Source organism: Chryseobacterium sp. CFS2, assembly GCF_036543225.1.
Classification (GTDB): domain Bacteria; phylum Bacteroidota; class Bacteroidia; order Flavobacteriales; family Weeksellaceae; genus Chryseobacterium; species Chryseobacterium culicis_A.
In genome coordinates this window covers 225,394-242,674 of the sequence record NZ_JAZHQU010000001.1, presented here as the reverse complement: position 1 = coordinate 242,674, position 17,281 = coordinate 225,394, and the positions used below count along the sequence as shown (strand labels likewise).

Below are 17,281 nucleotides of genomic sequence, written 5' to 3'. Positions count from 1 at the left end.
GAAAATCTAATTTTTAAAAATGAAGAAAAAATTAATACTGGAGTCCGGTGAAGTGTTTCATGGAGAAGGTTTCGGAGCAGAATTGGAAACTGCAGGGGAAGTAGTTTTCAATACCGGAATGACAGGGTATCAGGAATTGATTTCTGACCCATCGTATTGCGGTCAGATAGTTTGTATGACCTATCCGCTTATCGGAAATTATGGTATTAACCGTGATGATTATGAAAGTATTGAGCCGGCAATCAAAGGGCTTATCGTAAAAGAACTTTGCGATCTTCCTTCCAATTTCCGTACTCAGATTACTTTAGATGAATTATTTAAAAAGAAAAATCTTTCAGGAATTTCAGGAATCGACACCAGAAGACTGACAAGAGTTCTTCGTAACCATGGGGTTGTAAAAGGAAAAATTGTAAACGTTGATGCAGATGACGCTGCAGTAGCTTCTGAGTTAAAATCAACAAATTTCCCTACCAATCAGGTAGAAGAAGTTTCTACAAAAACACCTTACGCAAACCCTAACAGAGGTTTCAAAGTAGTATTGGTAGACTTCGGTGCAAAACTGGGAATTATCAGAGAATTATCTCAAAGAAACTGTGATATCATCGTGGTTTCTCAGGATACTACGGCAGAAGAGATCCTATTGATGAATCCGGACGGAATTATGTTATCAAACGGCCCTGGTGACCCGGAAGATGTACCACACGCTTTAGAGATGATCAGAGGATTATTAGGGAAAGTTCCCATCTTCGGAATCTGTTTAGGACACCAGTTAATTGGTCTTGCTTGTGGAGCGAAAACTTTCAAGCTTAAATTCGGACACAGAGGAGGAAACCACCCGGTATTGGATCTGGAGAAGAACACCGTAGCAATCACCTCTCAAAACCATGGATATGCTGTAGATCAGGAAAGTTTAAAAGGAACAGACCTTATCGAAACACACATCGCATTGAATGACAGAACAAACGAAGGATTGAAACACAAAATCCACCCTTGTTTCTCTGTTCAGTATCACCCTGAAGCGAGCCCTGGCCCTGAAGATGCAAACTACCTGTTTGATGAGTTCATTCAAATGATGGAGGACTTTAAGAAGTAAGATTCAAGATTCAAGAGCCAAGAACCAAGAGTCAAGACTTAAGAGAGAAAATATATGCACAACTTTGAAAAATTACTTTTCTGGCAGAAATCAATTGCATTGGCAAAACATGTATACATTATTTGTCTAGAGATCAGTAATGATGAAAAGTATGGATTAATTTCACAGATTAAAAGGTGTACTATTTCTATTCCCTCTAACATTGCTGAAGGTTCTGGAAGAAATAGCAATAAAGAGTTTAATCATTTTCTTGCTATCGCTTTAGGTTCTGCATTTGAATTGCAAACTCAATTGATTCTGGTAAAAGAGTTGAATCTTTTAGCTGAAGAAAAAGTAAATGTTTTACTTAATGAAGTTTCTGAAATTCAAAGAATGATTTACTCATTTAAAAATAATTTAAAATAAAGTCTGGAAATCTTGGCTATTGGCTCTAGGTTCTTGACTCTAATTAACAAAAAGAAAAATGGCAAAACGTACAGATATAAAAACAATTTTAGTAATCGGTTCAGGACCTATCATTATTGGTCAGGCAGCTGAATTTGATTACGCAGGAACGCAGGCTTGTCTGTCTCTGAAAGAAGAAGGCTACAAGGTAATTTTGATCAACTCAAACCCTGCAACAATCATGACGGATGTGGAAATCGCTGATAAAGTATATATCGAGCCGATTTCATTACAGTTTGTAAGCCACATCATCAGAAAAGAACGTCCGGATGCATTATTACCAACATTGGGAGGTCAGACAGGACTGAACATGGCGGTAGAATTGGAAAAATCAGGAATTCTTGAAGAGTGCAAAGTGGAAGTATTGGGAACAAAGCTTTCTGCAATCAACAGAGCTGAAGACAGAGATCTTTTCCGTGAGTTGATGAGAGAATTGAACGAGCCGGTTCCGGAATCTGATATCGTAAATACGGTAGAAGGAGCACTTGCTTTCGCCAATGAAATCGGTTACCCTGTAATTGTTCGTCCTGCCTTTACAATGGGAGGTACCGGAGGAGGTATCGCTTCTACAGAAGCTGAATTGAAAGAGATTGCTGAATTGGGACTGAAGCACAGCCCGGTTACTCAGTGTCTTATTGAAAAATCAATCGCAGGTTTCAAAGAAATTGAGTACGAAGTAATGCGTGATGCAAACGACAACGCCATTGTGGTTTGTAACATGGAAAATATAGATCCGGTAGGAGTTCACACAGGAGATTCTATCGTAGTAGCACCTTCTCAGACACTTTCAGACAGAGAGTATCAGTTACTGAGAAATGCTTCATTAAAAATCATCAGAGCCTTAGGAATCGAAGGAGGATGTAACGTACAGCTGGCCTTAGATCCACACTCTTTCGAGTATTATATTATCGAAGTAAACCCAAGAGTTTCCCGTTCATCAGCGCTAGCAAGTAAAGCAACAGGATATCCGATTGCAAAAATTGCTGCAAAGATTGCTGTAGGATTAACGCTGGATGAAATCATGAATCCGGTAACAGGAAAAACATACGCATGTTTTGAACCTGCTCTTGACTATGTGGTAACGAAGTTCCCAAGATTCCCATTCGATAAATTCGAAACGGCAGACAGAAGACTTTCTACTCAGATGAAAGCAACTGGTGAAGTAATGGCGATCGGAAGAAATCTGGAAGAATCTTTACAGAAAGCGATCCGTTCATTAGAAACAGGAATCAAACATTTAGGATTAAAAACTAAGCAGGCGGAAGCGCTTACTGCTGAGGAAATCGAAAGAAGAATCAGAGTATGTGATGATGAAAGATTGTTCATTATCGGAGATGCTTTAAGAAGAGGATACGACTGGGAACAGATTGTAGAATGGAGTAAAATCGACAAGTTCTTCATCTGGAAACTGAAAAAACTGGTTGACTTCGAAAAAGTAATCGCTGAAAACAAATTCGATAAAGAAACTTTAATTGAAGCTAAGAGATTAGGTTTCGCAGATATCAATATTGCTGTTCTTTGGGATGTAAAAGAACGTGAGGTTTTCAACTTCAGAAAAGAAAACGGAGTAATGCCGGTGTACAAAATGGTAGACACTTGTGCTGCTGAGTTTGAATCTGAAACTCCTTATTTCTACGGAACTTACGAAGAAGAAAACGAAAGTGTTGTTTCTGATAAAGAAAAAATCATCGTACTAGGTTCAGGACCTATCAGAATCGGACAGGGAGTTGAGTTTGATTACGCAACAGTTCACTCGGTATGGGCAATCAAAGAAATGGGTTACGAAGCAATTATCATCAACAACAACCCGGAAACAGTTTCTACAGACTTCTCCATCTCTGATAAACTATACTTCGAACCGCTTACAGAAGAAGATGTAATGAACATCATCGATCTTGAAAAGCCTAAAGGAGTAGTGGTACAGTTCGGAGGGCAGACTGCGATTAACCTTGCAGATAAATTAGCCTCTCACGGAGTGCAGATCTTAGGAACTTCATTAGAAGATCTTGACAGAGCTGAAAACAGAGATAAATTTGAAAAAGCACTTCAGGAACTGGGAATTCCTCAGCCAAAAGGAAGAACTTCAACTTCGAAAGAAGAAGCGATAAAAATTGCTAACGAAATCGGATATCCGGTATTGGTACGTCCAAGCTACGTTCTTGGAGGGAGAGCGATGGAAATTGTATACGCAGAAGCAGAATTGGCTCACTACATGGAAAATGCTGTAGAAGCCAGCCCTGAACACCCTGTACTGGTTGACAAGTACATGGTAGGAAAGGAAATCGAAGTAGATGCCATCTGTGACGGTGAAACTGTAGTGATTCCAGGGATTATGGAGCACATTGAAAGAGCGGGAGTTCACTCCGGAGACTCAATCGCAGTATATCCACCACAAAATATATCTCAAAGTGAGATTGATACTTTGGTAGATTATACACAAAGATTGGCAAAAGGATTAAAGGTGATCGGATTAATGAACATCCAATACGTTCTTTTCGAAGGAAACGTCTATGTAATCGAAGTAAACCCTCGTTCTTCAAGAACAGTTCCTTTCTTATCTAAAATTACAGAGGTTCCTATGGCTAACCTTGCTACAAAGGCGATCCTGGGACAAAAACTGAAAGATTTAGGATATAAAAACGGATTGGTTCCAAACAAAGAAGGAGTATTTGTAAAAGTTCCGGTATTCTCTTTCTCCAAACTAACGAAAGTTGACATCTCTTTAGGCCCTGAAATGAAGTCTACAGGAGAGGTAATGGGGAAAGATACAACCCTTGAAAAAGCATTGTACAAAGGATTGGTGGCAGCAGGAAGAAAAGTTCCTATGCACGGATCTATCCTGTTCACAGTAGCAGATAAACATAAAGACGAAGCAGCAGCTCTTGCAGCAAGATTCCATGAAGTAGGATTCAGAATCTGGGCTACGGAAGGTACTGCGAAGTTCTTTGAAGAAAAAGGAATTCCTTGCAAAATAGGATACAAAATCGGAGAAGAAAGTGTAAATCTTATCGACCTGATCCAGAAAGGAAAAGTTCAGTATGTTGTAAACACCACTACAAAAGGTAAACAAGCAGAAAGAGACGGATTCCAGATCAGAAGAATGAGTGTGGAAAACGGTGTTCCTTGTTTAACTTCAATGGATACGGTAGAAGCGATCTTAAAAGTAATCGAAAGCATGAGCTTCAAAATGGAGACGATGTAATTTCGAATCCAATAAATATTCAAAATCCCACAAATTTTCTTGTGGGATTTTTTCATCAGAAAAACTAATAAATTAAAGTAATCTGATTATTTTTACAAAAGCCCTCTAAACTTAAATACAATGAGTATAAAATCAATGATGATAGGATTCTTAAGTTTTATTTTCATAACGGTTCTTTCAGGATGTTCCTGGCTGACTGATTTTTATATTCAAAATCTCACCGGGACCAAAAAAATAATCAAGATCAATTATAATTATCCTGTATCGAAAGCAATTGATGATGAATCTGGCAGCTTTGCATTTAATTACGAAAATGGAATATTGTCACCGCGCTCTTTCTATAAAATTAAAGATCCAAAGACTCTTGAAAAAATACAAGGGAGAGATTCTTCCATTGTTATTGAGCTTTATCCGAATTCAACAACAAAAATTTACAAAAGCCATAATGGAAGCTGGAGATACATGATTAAAAGTGTTGAGATTGATGGAAAGATATTTTATCCTGCAGCATTAAAAGATAAAAGCAAATTTATCCGTAATGATTATGTTTATAAAATTTATGGTAGTTCAGAAGAATAGGATGGTATTATGAGCAATTTTATGAAAAAAACATTTTTAGTATTTATAATAATATTAGTTGTTATGCTTATTCTCAATATTAATTTTCCATTAAAGAAGCAGGATATTTATGGAAAGTATATTAACAAGAATTTTGATAATCCAGTTTGTTGTGTAGAAGCTCCACATATAGCAGACACTTTAACTTTGTATGAGAATAAAACGTTTGAAAGTAATTTTTACGGAGTTGGAACATATAAATTATACAATGGAATAAATCCTGAAATAGAACTTTATTATAAAGATTTTGATCAATCAGCAGTCTATAAAACCTATTTTTCAAATGAAGTATTTGAAAATCCAAAAATCATGTTGAATGCAGATCTAAATCATTATTATGAAAAACTTAACAATCAATGAAGAATGGATAAAAAAGCAATAAAAATTTTATTTAATACCATGAAAAATTCTCAGGAGTATTGGAAATACTAGGCATTATCGGAATTTTACATGATGATGAGCATTTTGGATACGCAGATCACTACATTACCTATCCCGAAAGAGAACACAAACCTGTAAGAAATGATGATGTTGCTTATCCCGCGAGATGGTGGCAGGGAAAATTTGGGATTGATAATGAAAAGTGGGAGTACTGGTTTGGAAGCAAATAATAAGCTGTAGGTTGTACAGATACATATTTGAAAGCAAACTTTCAATATAAAAAACATTTTCAGAATTAATTCACAATAGTTTTTATTCTATCATCTTAAAAGTAGATTATGTTTGAAGAATTATTTATAAATTAGAGCGTTAAAATTCAAGCTGTTAATGCGATCTAAAAACTAATAAAAACTTCACCAAATCCAGATATAACCATGGCAGAATATTACGCGAAATCAAGCAATTCTTTATCTTTTGAAGTCACAAAAGAAGAGACATTAATTGGAAAACTTACTTATACAAGCTGGTTTAAATTTAATGCTGTCATTGAAATTGCAGAGGGTCATAGCTATCAGGTAGAGCCGAAAGGTTTTTGGGGAACCACCATTGAACTGAAAGACCACGAAAGAGTACTTCTGAAATTCAGGATGAACTGGAATGGTGAAATTGTGGTACAGACTTATTTTGACGGCATAAAGAATGGTTACCTTTTTAAACACAGAGGGATTTTTAAAGAATCATTTGTCCTTACAGATCAGGAAGGGGTAGAGCTGATGATCATAAAGCCACATCTGAAGTGGACTTCCCTGAATTACGAATATCAGATCACAACTTCTGATGCCTTTGAAACCTTTCCGGAGAAAGAAATCGTTTTAATTAATGCGCTGCATTGCGCCAATTACTATATGTCTATGATGGCTTCTGCTGTGATTTGATAGATAATTGTAGAAATTAAAAGCAATGTCATTTTCATGAAAGAAGAATATCATTAATAATAAACTTGTTTAAACTTTTTTGAAACATTAAGATCGCATTAAGGTGTTTAGAGTATTAAGATAAGCTTCGCTTTAAGCTTAAAAATCAATATGATTTATCTTAACTTAATTATGCTTTACTACTTAAATCCTTCTTAATGGTTTAAGAAATATCCAATATTTTTTGATAAGTTTAAACAATTCCAATGGGTGTTGTTATCAATAAGATAGATAATCTTTAGCTACTTATCCAAAGCCTTTGAAACTGCCAAACTGTCTTCCAGCAATCTATAGCGTATAATTTTATCGTTCTGAATACGCATCTGAATGCAAAATAAAGATTCCACGATATGATCTGTTTCCAGCATCTTTGTAACAAATTCTCCTGTCATAACAACATTTTCATCATCGTTGAAAATATGGTCGATTTTTGCAGAAACCGGTTCTGTATTTTTCCATAATAATTCAAAAAAATCGGATACCTCCTGTTTATTGTTTCTTACTCCCAGCCAGGCCGCTTTTTGTTCATCCCCAGGGATATACCAGTCTACGGTATCAGAAAATAAGTTTGTTAATTCTGTCAGTTTTCTTTCCGAAAGAAATTGAAGAAAGTGCTGAATGGTCTCTTGGATATTGTTGTTCATTTCTGAAAATTATAATGAATAATGAGATTTATATAAAATCACATTAAGATAAGAAAAATTTAAAAATAGAGAATTATAGTATTGATCCTATATCACAAATTATTTAATGCTTTTTTCCTTTTCGCTAAACCCTTTATTGGTGGGCTATTTCACAGGTGTAATTTTATGATTTGTGTCATGTTTTTATTTAGAATTAATAAAAATAAGATAATTTTGTGGAACTAACTTAATTATAAACATGAAAAAAACAATTATTTCTGCAGCTCTATTAGCCGTAACGATGATGAGTGCCCAGGAAACGGATACCATTAAAGTGGCTGAAATCCAGTCCGTATCACTACAGGGAACTCATAATTACAGAACCAAAAAATCTGAATCAATCGCACGACTTCCTCTGGAAAATCTGGAAAATCCTACTGTTTACAACCTTGTTCCTAAAGAAATCATCAGTGAAATGGGAGCAATGGACTTCAATACAGCCATGGCCTCTGCCCCGGGAGTAGTAGTAAGCAACAGTGTGAACGACAGCGGGAATGATATTTTCATGAGAGGATTCAGCTCCAATGCTAGTTTCAGAAACGGACTGACCCAAAACCCAAGAGTACAGTCTGAAATTGCTAATATTGAAAGAGTAGAAGTAATTAAAGGACCATCCGGAACCTTATTCGGAGGAACCTTAGCCAACTACGGTGGAGTGGTAAATATCGTCACTAAAAAACCCCAGGAAAACTTCGGGGGAATTATCAATTATACCACCGGAAGCTGGGGAATGAACAGAATCACAGCAGATGTGAATACCCCTTTGAATAAGGAAAAAACGGCATTAGCAAGATTCAATGTAGCAGCCTATTCACAGGATTCATTTCAGGATGCGGGTTACAACAAAGGATTATTCTTTTCCGGAAGTGTTTTATATAAAGTAAGTGACAAAACAACAGTAACATTGGATACTGAGTTTCATGCACCGGATAAAACATTGAATGCGTATGTAAGAAACTCAGAAAAACTGACGCTGCACTCAATGAAAGACCTGGAAGTTGCCTATAAAAGGGCGTTTACAAGCAATGATATCGGTTCCAAAAGAACCAATTTTGTAACGATGGCTGAGGTTACGCATCAATTCAATGATCAATGGACTTCCAGAACATCTTACCAAAGAGGGGAAGCCAATGAGAATGAGTCTATCTTTTTAGTCCTTCGATATTTGAATAACAATCAGGTAGAAAGAATGATCCGCCCTTTTGACAGCTTTAAAGTAACAACAGATAATATCCAGCAGAACTTTACAGGAGATTTTAAAATTGGAAACTTAAGAAACCGATTGGTGGTGGGAATTGATTATTTCCAGCAAAGAACAAAATATCAGTTTCCTTATTATGAAGCCAACGGATACAGCAATGTGTTCATGCCTTATGACAAAGTGAATCTCGACAGCTCTTCAGCATGGGACCCTATCTCAAGAAATAAATTCATGAATAAGGAGAGAAAATCTACAGAATCTGATATTACAACATTCAGAACAATCAGCGGTTATATCTCTGATGTTTTGAATATCACGGATAATTTGCTGGTAATGGCAAGTTTGAGAGTAGACAGCTATAAAAATGATGATACGGTTGTAAACGGTGTAGAAATCTCTACGAAAAACGGATATCCCGAAAATAAAGTTACAGGGTACAGCCAGACGCAGTTTTCACCAAAATTCGGATTGGTCTATGAAATTGTAAAAGATGAGATTTCATTTTTTGCCAATTACGTAAACGGATTTAAAAATTATGCTCCATCATTAAATGAAGTAGGTGTTTTAACAAAATGGGATCCGGAGCAGGGAAATCAGATTGAAACAGGTTTTAAAGTAGATCTTTTCCATAAAAAATTACTGACAACCGTAAGTTATTATAATATTAATGTTAAAAACAGACTGGTTGCAGATCCAGGCGGAATAGGAAGTATTCAGGATGGTAATATTAAAAGTCAGGGACTGGAAATAGGAATTATTGCCAACCCTTTCAAAGGATGGAATATCGTTGCCGGATATGGTTATAACGACAATAAATATGATGACCGTAGCAAAGACAGCGGAAAAAGAATCGCATGGACGCCAAAACATGTAGCCAATCTATGGACGAGCTACAAAATTATGGAGGGTGCTTATGAAGGACTTGGCTTTGGGGCAGGGTTTAATTTCGTGGATAAAACCTATATCAATATTATTAATCATTTTCTTGCGCCTTCTTATACCACTGTTGGTGCTACAATTTTCTATGACAAGAAAAAGTACAGAATTGGTCTGAAAATGAATAATGCCCTGAATGAAACCTATTGGAACTTCTACGGACAACCCCAAAAGCCAAGAGAAATTCTTGCCAATTTTGCCTTCAAATTTTAATAAAAAACAAAAAATAATCTCAACAAATACAATATAAGGATGAAAACCGCAAGGGCGCAAAACTTTGATTTATAATACATACCTATTTCTGATGCTTTCAAGTATGCTAAAGTAAATGGCAGCAGGAATAACTCTTTTCACTTTACAAACACGCATTATAAATACAATTGCGCCCTTGCATTTTCTACACTTACATTTTTTTGAGAATGAAAACAGATATGGAAAATAAAAAAACTAATCCTAAAAAAAAACAGGGAAAATCCCTTACCAAAAGGATCACCGGCTGGCTGCATCTCTGGCTCGGGCTGGTTTCCGGAATCATTGTGCTGACGGTTACTCTTTCAGGAACCGTATTTGTCTTTTGTGACGAAATTATTGATCTGTGCGGAGGAAGCGCCAAATATGTTCAGGCTCCGGCGAATACCAGAAAAATGGCTCCCGAAGAATTACTGACCCAATTCCACCAGCAGGTTCCGGATAGAAAAGCATTCTATTTTGATACCTATAAAGAAGCGGACAGGAGCTTCAGAGTAGCATCAGCCACTAAACCGCCTAAAGATAAAAATGCTGACAAGGCAGAAAAGCCCAAAAAGAAAGGCCGTGGTCCAAGAGGTATATTTGCTTATCATTATCTTAACCCTTACACCGGAAAAGTAATGGGTTCCACAAAAAGCTATGAATTTTTCTATATTGTAGCGCATATCCATGCCCAGCTGCTGGCAGGAAAGTTTGGAAAAACTGTGGTGGGAATTGCTTCTGTCATATTTTTTATCCAGTTAATTGGTGGACTGATTCTCTGGTGGCCTAAAAAATGGAATAAAACCACAAGAACGACAGCTTTTAAAATCAAATCAGGAACAAAATGGCGCAGGAAAAACTACGATTTTCATAATGTCTTTGGGTTTTATTCATTGCTGCCGGCAGTGTTTATTACCATTACAGGACTGATTATGGCGTATGAGGTTTTAACGAATCTTACCCAGCAGGCTTTCGGAGGTGCTGTTGATGCCGATACCATTGCAGAAAAGTATGAACCTAAATTTGATCCTGATAAAAAAGCATTATCCTATACTGATTTTGTAGAGAAGAAATTTAAAGAGTTTCCTGAAGCAAAGCAATTCAGAATGAGTATTCCCAGAAATGATTCAACTACAGTTTATCACGTAGGCATAGCTCAGTTTATTGGTTTAAAAAGCCTTGTCAATGGCAAAAGTATAGAAACGAATAAATATACCGGGAATGAGATAGATTATCCCAAAGAAGTTCAGATGCATGAAGTGATTGAGCATATGAATTTTGACCTGCATGTAGGCTATTGGGGCGGAATGTTTGGTAAAATATTCACCTTCGTTATCGGGATTATTTGTACCAGCCTCCCGATTACCGGATTCCTGATCTGGTGGGGAAGAAGGAATAAATCCCCTAAAAAGAATAAAGAAATTAAAAATATTCATCAACACAGAAAAGATTCACACCATGAACAACTGGTTTAAAATTGTATACCTCCCATTATTTTTACTGTTTACATTGGGTAAAGCCCAGGAAAAACTCACCATTGGAGAGAAGCAAAACTTATTTTCAAAAGTTTTAAATGAAAACAGAGAAATCTGGGTTCACCTGCCTAAAACGTATAATGACAACACCATCAGTCCTGCAAAATATCCGGTGATCTATCTTTTAGACGGAGAAATCAATTTCGAATATTACACAGGATTAACAGATTTTATTGCCCGAACTCCTTATGCTGATATTCCGGAATGTATTGTGGTAGGCATTAAAAATACAGAACGAACAAGAGATCTTACGCCCACTAAAGCACAAAAGAAAAGTCCTGTAAACCCCAACGTTATTCTTTTTGCAGACAGTGGAGGAAGTGAAAAATTTGTAAAGTTTATACAGGAAGAACTGAAACCATTCATCCGTAAAAATTACAGAACTCAGGATTATTCGGTGTTGGTTGGACATTCTTTCGGAGGATTATTTGCCATTAATACATTTCTTACCAATCCCGATTATTTCAATGCTTATGTTGCCAATGATCCTAGCTTATGGTGGGATAATAAAGTAATGATTGCAAAAACAAAAGAATATCTGCAAAAGAATAACAAATTTCCGGTCAAAAAATCTTTGTATGTTTCTCAGGCTGATAATGAAGAACAGCAGAAAAACTGGAATTCCGATATGACCCAGGCCATCGAAGAATTTAAAGGAATCATACAAAAGAACGGATCTTTAAACTATAAACATAGTTTCTTCGAAGGTGAGACCCACGGAACGGTTTCCTATCCCGGAAATTATGAGGCTTTAAAATTCATATTTAAAGGATTCAGATCCGATATAAAACAGCTTGCCAAAAATCCAAAGTTGCTTGAAGATGATTATAAAAAGTTTTCCGAAAAAATGGGAACAGATTTTACTCCTTCAGAAAACTATTTGAATGTAGTGATCAGGTTTATGAAGAGCAATGGCTTCAAAGAATCTGAAACCTATTTTATCCATCTGAAAGACAGATATTATCCTAAGAAATAATGAACTGAACATAATAAAGCCAATCTGTTAACCAACAGACTGGATTTTTAGGTAGATGATAACTTTTTAAAGCCAATGGATTGTCGGTTAAAATAGAGATTATCTCCAAGTGTCATTCTGAACGAAATGAAATGTAGTGAAGAATCTTATGTGTTTGTTATCAATAAGATTCTTCCTTCGTCAGAATGACAAAATCAAATAATTAGTTTTTTAATTGATGATAACTTTAAAAATTTTGGCTAAAGCCAATGGAATATTCATAAAAAATAAAACGGGCTAAAGCCCGTTCCTATTTAATTTTTCTCGCAGATTTTGCTGAAAGCCTATCCACACAGTTTGTCATTCCGTAAGAATCTATGCAGATTTTCTCCAAAAGCCTTTCCTAATGCCTGTTATCACAATTAATCGGGAAATCCTTCTCTTTTTTATCTAAAAAACTAATGGAAGGACAGCCAAATGACTGCGCAATAAATCCAAAAATAACCGCAGGTTTTCCTTTGAAAAGATGACCTGTAAATTGGAAAATATTGGCTTCATCAGCATCTATTCCATAAAGAGGAAGAAATTCTCCGCCATCACTTCCTGCAAGGCTGAATGTTTTCTCAGCAATCTTTTCTTTATGATCATTGATAACAGCCAGCTTACGTTCTACGGTATTTCCCTCTTCAAGATAATCCTGAAGATAGTAAGTCATATTTTCATACTGTGCCTGATAGGACTTTCCTGGAGCTAGCTTTGATGGACTAAAATATTTTTTAGAAATATCTGCATTTGCTTTTTGCCATTTTACAGCTTTCATTTTATTTTCTACAAAAGGATTTTTATTCCCGAAATAAGCGATGGCATTATTGTATCGGTCGTAGTCTGTTGTCTTTTGGTGAGTGGCAACCTGGAATCCCATCATATAAGAGTCTGGATCCAAATCTTCACTATCACTATAAGGACTTAGGTAAGCTACTGCTTTTAACTTACTGACAGCCATTTTTTGCAGCTTGTTAGATCCATACTCATAAATATACAGTGAGTCATTTTCTGTAAGATGAATCCCATCAAGCAGTTTTTTTCTGCTGGGAGCATCCAGTTCAAAATGCTGGAGTTCTTCATACGTCATCTGCTTCTGATTTTTAAGAATTGCTACAGGAATAGGCTGCTCTCCTTTATAGATATCCGAGACAGAAATAAAAATATCCATATCAGAATCTTTTTCGGTTGATGAAATAATAGAAAGACTGAAAATATTAAAGTTGGTATAATCTATTTTCTCTTCAGTTTTTGTTGTTTTTACAGAATCAATCGTAGTTTTTGTTTCTGTGACAGCGGTTTTTTTTTCTTCTTTCTGACAGCTCACTATAACCAGTTGAAAAAACAAAAGTGCTGCGGCAGTTTTGATGTTCATTATCTTTCTTGGCATTAAGGTGTTTATCATATTCTAATTCATTTTGTAATAAGGTTCCGAAAAATATTTGCTGGGTTTGATATAAGCCATTTTTCTCTCTGCATCAAATATCCAGATGAATCTGCGGAGCATATCGGCACCGAGGTAGCTTACATTTTGTGTTTTCAGCTCTCCTGAGAAAAATCCTACAGAAACATCTTTAAAAACCTGATTTCCCAATTTAAAATAAGGAAGAACTGCCTGTTTGGTAATTAAGCTTTTCCCTTCAGAATTCTTCAAAGTTTTTTCTCCGGTTACTTTTAGTTTTTTGTCCAGTTCCTTTTCTTCTGCGAAGGTGTTGCTGTACAAAATTGTTCCTGAAAATCCGGATTGTAAGACAAAATAGGCTTCCTGCTGGTGATCTCCATCAATGATATTATCTCCGGCAAGGTAGAATCCATCATGATCTAAGATGATATTAATAGGCTGGAAACCTTTCAGATCGGGCATTTTATCATACATCACAAATTGATTGTTGTCATAATCAATTTTAAAAGCTTTGCCATCAAAAATTCCGGTCCCAATTTTTCCGTCGGCCTCATAACCTGTTAATTGGTTATCAAAAAAACGTACATTTTTCTGGATAATTTTTCCAATTTCTACGGTATTATGATCACTTATTTCATCTTTATTGAAAATAATATGACCTGCTTTCAGCTTGTGTTCGGGAGAGATTGAATAATCTTTCATGGCAATCTGGAACATCAGATTCAGTGAATCTTTTTTGTTGACCAGAGTTTTAACAATGATATTATGATGTTTGGTGATCCGGAAAGGAATGGTCTGCTGTGCTTTCATTCCGGAAAATCCGATGGAAAGCAGCATGAAAAAGGCTGTTTTTTTGAGCATTATAGTGATTAGTGTTTTAAAACTTTAAAATTACCTATTATCTTTGGAAAAGCAAATAATAAAATGAAATGGTTGAAAAATTACTTCAAAGCGGAATCCATTGGGAAAAGAACGAATTCAGGAGAAATGAATTTCTTAAGATTTCGGGGAGTACAGATACCTCTATTTATTATATTGAAAAAGGAAGTGTCCGGATTTTTATGATGGATGAAAATGAAGAAAGAATCATTCGTTTCGGATATACCGGAAATATTATGGTCTGCCTTGATTCATTTTTATCGGAAAAACCTTCGGATCTTTATATTCAGGCGATAAAAAAAACAATCGTAAAAACGGCTTCAAGAAAGGATTTTTATGAGTTTGTACAATCAGATGATGAATACATGAAATTCTGGATCAGTATCCTCGAAGATCTGGTATTGCAGCAGCTGGAAAGAGAAAAAGATTTACTGATCAACGCTCCGGGAGAACGATTTGAGAGAGTTTTGAAACGAAGTCCAAAGCTGTTTCAGGAAGTTCCCAATAAATATATTGCCAATTATCTGAGGATGTCCCCGGAAACTTTATCCCGACTTAAAAAATCTTGAGTTCAGTCAAGATTTAAGAATAATCAGATCAGGATATTTGTATAAAAAATATAATGAAAATTTCAACCTCAGCATTATTGGATGAATTAAAAGGAAGAACCAGCCAGCATATTCAATATGCGCAAATGCTTATGCAAAAAACGGAAGAAGAGCTGAACTTCAGAGTCACAGAAAATACCTGGAGTACGCTGGAATGTCTGGAACATCTCAATCGATACGGAGACTTTTATATTCCTGAAATTACCAACAGAATAGCTGCATCCAAAACTTCTCCGAAAACTATTTTCAAACCAGGAATTCTAGGAAATTATTTTGCGAAAAGTATGCTTCCCAAAGAGAAACTGAATAAGATGAAAACCCTTAAGGAAATGAATCCTATACACAGCCATTTGAATAAGAATGTTGTGAATGAATTTATTCTCCAGCAACAGCAGTTCCTTGAATTATTAGATAAAGCCCATAATGTTGATCTGCAAAAAACCAAAACCAGCATCAGTATTTCAAAGCTGATCAAACTGAAACTGGGGGATACTTTCCGTTTTGTTATCTATCACAACGTGAGGCATATGAGGCAGATTCAGAAAATAGTCAGTTCATAATGTTGGAGTTATTTATGAACTTTTCATAGTTTTGCGGAGCTAAAAACCTTTTATGAAAAAATATTTATTAGGAATTTTATTCTTCTCAATTCTATCATGCGGAAGTTCAGATGATTTAGACAATCAAACCCCCAATAATGATCCACCATTAGGTAAAATTAAAACGCTTACTATTAAAGATGAAGAGCAGGTAAATGGTGTACTTTCCATGATTGAGAAACTAGATTTTAAATTTGAGTACGACAATGATAAATTGGTTAAGGTTTGGGATATTAACGGAAATTATACTGAAAATCTTAGCTATACCAATGGATTACTCACCTTAATTTCTATTGAAGGAAACACTTATCCCGGACTTGCTGATGCCTCTCCATTCAGCGAAAAAAGAAAGCTTATTTATGATAATAATCAAAGACTTATAAAGGTAGAGAATTTAGATCCAGGCTACGTAAATAATTACAGAACCTTTGAGTATCCCTCTGCAGATATCATTATTGTGAAAAACTATATTGATAGTTATTCCGGAGTACCATTCAATACAGACATGTTGAAAATCTTTATAAATAATAAGAATATAACAAAGATTGAAAGGTATGAAGAGGGAAATTTGTCTAAGCTGAGAGATGTGATGACCTATGAATACGATCAGAATACAAATCCTGATTTTTTGATTGACAGGAACAGGATATTAGCACTGCCTGAATATGCTTATAATGTTTTTATACTTCAGGATTATTCACAAATTTCAAGGAATAATGTAAGTAAAAAGATAAAGTATTATTTCGGTTCATTACCTGATAGTCCGAAAAAAGAATTTGAAATAGTTTCTCAATATCAAAATAATGATCTCCCTTTCACAATGTATTATCAGGAGAAGACCGGTAATATTTCAAATGATTATGTAAGAGTATCTGCTGTTTATGGATATTAAATTATTTTTTATATAAATTTAAACCTCGTAAGAAAGCTTATGAGGTTTTTTATTGTCATGAAATGGAAATACACCAAAAAAACATACCAACTCCACTGGGAGAAATGATTGCCTGTGCTGTAGATCAGGGAATATGTCTGCTTGAATTCACAGACCGGAAGAATATTGATAAACAACTGAAGGCTTTGGCAAAGGTTCTGAAAGCTGAGATTGTAGAGAAAGAACATCTGCATTTCACACAGCTGGAAAAAGAACTGGAAGAATATTTTGAAGGAAAAAGAAGCCATTTTGAAACGCCTTTGTTGACCACAGGAACTGAGTTTCAGGAAAAAGTATGGCAATTGCTCCGTGAAATTCCCATGGGAGAAATAAGAACGTATAAGCAGCAATCAGAAATATTAGGAAATCCGAAGGCGATACGTGCCGTAGGAACAGCCAACGGAATCAATAAAATTGCCATTTTAATTCCCTGTCATCGTGTAATAGGTTCTAATGGTGAATTGGTAGGCTATGCCGGTGGTATTTGGAGAAAGCAAAAGCTGCTGGAACTTGAAAAAGCAATTTTGTTTTAACCCCAAACTTCAGTTTTACATGATAACTTAAAAA

17 protein-coding genes are annotated in these 17,281 nt (G+C 35.6%); 14 read left to right on the top strand and 3 right to left on the bottom strand.

Annotation, left to right across the window (positions count from 1 at the left end):
• The first annotated feature begins 19 nt into the window (after positions 1 to 19).
• The 7 genes from ODR02_RS01130 to ODR02_RS01100 all read left to right on the top strand — a co-directional run bounded on the left by ODR02_RS01130 (position 20) and on the right by ODR02_RS01100 (position 6,673).
• Entirely contained in the window at positions 20 to 1,093 is a 1,074-nt protein-coding gene (locus ODR02_RS01130; RefSeq protein ID WP_209785121.1) for a carbamoyl phosphate synthase small subunit, read from the top strand.
• A 54-nt stretch (positions 1,094 to 1,147) separates the two neighbouring features.
• Complete coding sequence (locus tag ODR02_RS01125) at positions 1,148 to 1,498, top strand: four helix bundle protein (RefSeq protein WP_309511378.1); 351 nt, start codon at positions 1,148 to 1,150, stop codon at positions 1,496 to 1,498.
• 58 nt (positions 1,499 to 1,556) lie between these two features.
• Positions 1,557 to 4,739 carry a carbamoyl-phosphate synthase large subunit gene (carB, locus tag ODR02_RS01120; RefSeq protein ID WP_309511377.1) on the top strand — a complete coding sequence of 1,061 codons (3,183 nt, stop codon included), beginning with the start codon at positions 1,557 to 1,559 and terminating at the stop codon, positions 4,737 to 4,739.
• 120 nt (positions 4,740 to 4,859) lie between these two features.
• Positions 4,860 to 5,318 carry a hypothetical protein gene (locus tag ODR02_RS01115; RefSeq protein ID WP_309511376.1) on the top strand — a complete coding sequence of 153 codons (459 nt, stop codon included), beginning with the start codon at positions 4,860 to 4,862 and terminating at the stop codon, positions 5,316 to 5,318.
• Between the two features lie 21 nt (positions 5,319 to 5,339).
• Entirely contained in the window at positions 5,340 to 5,717 is a 378-nt protein-coding gene (locus ODR02_RS01110) for a hypothetical protein (RefSeq protein WP_309511375.1), read from the top strand.
• A 59-nt stretch (positions 5,718 to 5,776) separates the two neighbouring features.
• Positions 5,777 to 5,968, top strand: coding sequence for a hypothetical protein (locus ODR02_RS01105; RefSeq protein WP_309511374.1), 192 nt, complete (start codon positions 5,777 to 5,779; stop codon positions 5,966 to 5,968).
• A 204-nt stretch (positions 5,969 to 6,172) separates the two neighbouring features.
• Positions 6,173 to 6,673 (top strand): hypothetical protein, encoded by a 501-nt coding sequence (locus ODR02_RS01100; RefSeq protein ID WP_309511373.1) that lies wholly within the window; start codon positions 6,173 to 6,175, stop codon positions 6,671 to 6,673.
• Between the two features lie 281 nt (positions 6,674 to 6,954).
• On the opposite strand, the gene ODR02_RS01095 is transcribed toward ODR02_RS01100, so the two are convergent.
• Positions 6,955 to 7,356, bottom strand: coding sequence for a nuclear transport factor 2 family protein (locus ODR02_RS01095; RefSeq protein ID WP_309511372.1), 402 nt, complete (start codon positions 7,354 to 7,356; stop codon positions 6,955 to 6,957).
• 238 nt (positions 7,357 to 7,594) lie between these two features.
• Between ODR02_RS01095 and ODR02_RS01090 the strand changes: the two genes are divergently transcribed.
• The 3 genes from ODR02_RS01090 to ODR02_RS01080 all read left to right on the top strand — a co-directional run bounded on the left by ODR02_RS01090 (position 7,595) and on the right by ODR02_RS01080 (position 12,274).
• The gene (locus ODR02_RS01090) at positions 7,595 to 9,745 is read left to right on the top strand and encodes a TonB-dependent siderophore receptor (protein WP_309511371.1); all 2,151 of its coding nucleotides are present in this window, start codon (positions 7,595 to 7,597) and stop codon (positions 9,743 to 9,745) included.
• A gap of 218 nt (positions 9,746 to 9,963) precedes the next feature.
• Complete coding sequence (locus ODR02_RS01085) at positions 9,964 to 11,238, top strand: PepSY-associated TM helix domain-containing protein (protein WP_309511370.1); 1,275 nt, start codon at positions 9,964 to 9,966, stop codon at positions 11,236 to 11,238.
• A complete protein-coding gene (locus ODR02_RS01080; RefSeq protein WP_309511369.1) occupies positions 11,222 to 12,274 on the top strand; it encodes an alpha/beta hydrolase in 1,053 nt (350 codons plus the stop codon). Before ODR02_RS01085 ends, ODR02_RS01080 begins: the two co-directional genes overlap by 17 nt.
• A 382-nt stretch (positions 12,275 to 12,656) precedes the next feature.
• Here ODR02_RS01080 and ODR02_RS01075 read toward each other — a convergent pair whose 3' ends face one another.
• Together ODR02_RS01075 and ODR02_RS01070 are read right to left on the bottom strand one after the other, a co-directional pair.
• A complete protein-coding gene (locus ODR02_RS01075) occupies positions 12,657 to 13,700 on the bottom strand; it encodes a hypothetical protein (RefSeq protein ID WP_331834673.1) in 1,044 nt (347 codons plus the stop codon).
• Positions 13,701 to 13,703: 3 nt separating this feature from the next.
• The gene (locus tag ODR02_RS01070) at positions 13,704 to 14,558 is read right to left on the bottom strand and encodes a hypothetical protein (protein ID WP_309511367.1); all 855 of its coding nucleotides are present in this window, start codon (positions 14,556 to 14,558) and stop codon (positions 13,704 to 13,706) included.
• Between the two features lie 68 nt (positions 14,559 to 14,626).
• On the opposite strand from ODR02_RS01070, the gene ODR02_RS01065 reads away from it, so the two are divergent.
• The 4 genes from ODR02_RS01065 (at position 14,627) to ODR02_RS01050 (ending at position 17,247) form a co-directional block, all read left to right on the top strand.
• Positions 14,627 to 15,145, top strand: a complete 519-nt coding sequence (locus ODR02_RS01065; protein WP_309511366.1) for a Crp/Fnr family transcriptional regulator — start codon at positions 14,627 to 14,629, stop codon at positions 15,143 to 15,145.
• 53 nt (positions 15,146 to 15,198) lie between these two features.
• On the top strand, positions 15,199 to 15,744 hold the full coding sequence (locus tag ODR02_RS01060) for a DinB family protein (protein WP_209785109.1): 546 nt from the start codon (positions 15,199 to 15,201) through the stop codon (positions 15,742 to 15,744).
• A 52-nt stretch (positions 15,745 to 15,796) separates the two neighbouring features.
• Positions 15,797 to 16,675, top strand: coding sequence for a hypothetical protein (locus ODR02_RS01055; RefSeq protein ID WP_309511365.1), 879 nt, complete (start codon positions 15,797 to 15,799; stop codon positions 16,673 to 16,675).
• A 62-nt stretch (positions 16,676 to 16,737) separates the two neighbouring features.
• Positions 16,738 to 17,247, top strand: a complete 510-nt coding sequence (locus tag ODR02_RS01050; protein WP_309511364.1) for a methylated-DNA--[protein]-cysteine S-methyltransferase — start codon at positions 16,738 to 16,740, stop codon at positions 17,245 to 17,247.
• The last annotated feature ends 34 nt before the right edge of the window (positions 17,248 to 17,281 follow it).

Bases quoted from the DNA above. Each gene is read 5' to 3' on its own strand.
- ODR02_RS01065 (WP_309511366.1), top strand. From the start codon at position 14,627: ATGGTTGAAAAATTACTTCAAAGCGGAATCCATTGGGAAAAGAACGAA.
- ODR02_RS01130 (WP_209785121.1), top strand. From the start codon at position 20: ATGAAGAAAAAATTAATACTGGAGTCCGGTGAAGTGTTTCATGGAGAA.
- carB (WP_309511377.1), top strand. From the start codon at position 1,557: ATGGCAAAACGTACAGATATAAAAACAATTTTAGTAATCGGTTCAGGA.
- ODR02_RS01050 (WP_309511364.1), top strand. From the start codon at position 16,738: ATGGAAATACACCAAAAAAACATACCAACTCCACTGGGAGAAATGATT.
- ODR02_RS01085 (WP_309511370.1), top strand. From the start codon at position 9,964: ATGGAAAATAAAAAAACTAATCCTAAAAAAAAACAGGGAAAATCCCTT.
- ODR02_RS01110 (WP_309511375.1), top strand. From the start codon at position 5,340: ATGAAAAAAACATTTTTAGTATTTATAATAATATTAGTTGTTATGCTT.
- ODR02_RS01090 (WP_309511371.1), top strand. From the start codon at position 7,595: ATGAAAAAAACAATTATTTCTGCAGCTCTATTAGCCGTAACGATGATG.
- ODR02_RS01060 (WP_209785109.1), top strand. From the start codon at position 15,199: ATGAAAATTTCAACCTCAGCATTATTGGATGAATTAAAAGGAAGAACC.
- ODR02_RS01055 (WP_309511365.1), top strand. From the start codon at position 15,797: ATGAAAAAATATTTATTAGGAATTTTATTCTTCTCAATTCTATCATGC.
- ODR02_RS01080 (WP_309511369.1), top strand. From the start codon at position 11,222: ATGAACAACTGGTTTAAAATTGTATACCTCCCATTATTTTTACTGTTT.
- ODR02_RS01125 (WP_309511378.1), top strand. From the start codon at position 1,148: ATGCACAACTTTGAAAAATTACTTTTCTGGCAGAAATCAATTGCATTG.
- ODR02_RS01100 (WP_309511373.1), top strand. From the start codon at position 6,173: ATGGCAGAATATTACGCGAAATCAAGCAATTCTTTATCTTTTGAAGTC.
- ODR02_RS01075 (WP_331834673.1), bottom strand. From the start codon at position 13,700: ATGATAAACACCTTAATGCCAAGAAAGATAATGAACATCAAAACTGCC.
- ODR02_RS01095 (WP_309511372.1), bottom strand. From the start codon at position 7,356: ATGAACAACAATATCCAAGAGACCATTCAGCACTTTCTTCAATTTCTT.
- ODR02_RS01115 (WP_309511376.1), top strand. From the start codon at position 4,860: ATGAGTATAAAATCAATGATGATAGGATTCTTAAGTTTTATTTTCATA.
- ODR02_RS01070 (WP_309511367.1), bottom strand. From the start codon at position 14,558: ATGCTCAAAAAAACAGCCTTTTTCATGCTGCTTTCCATCGGATTTTCC.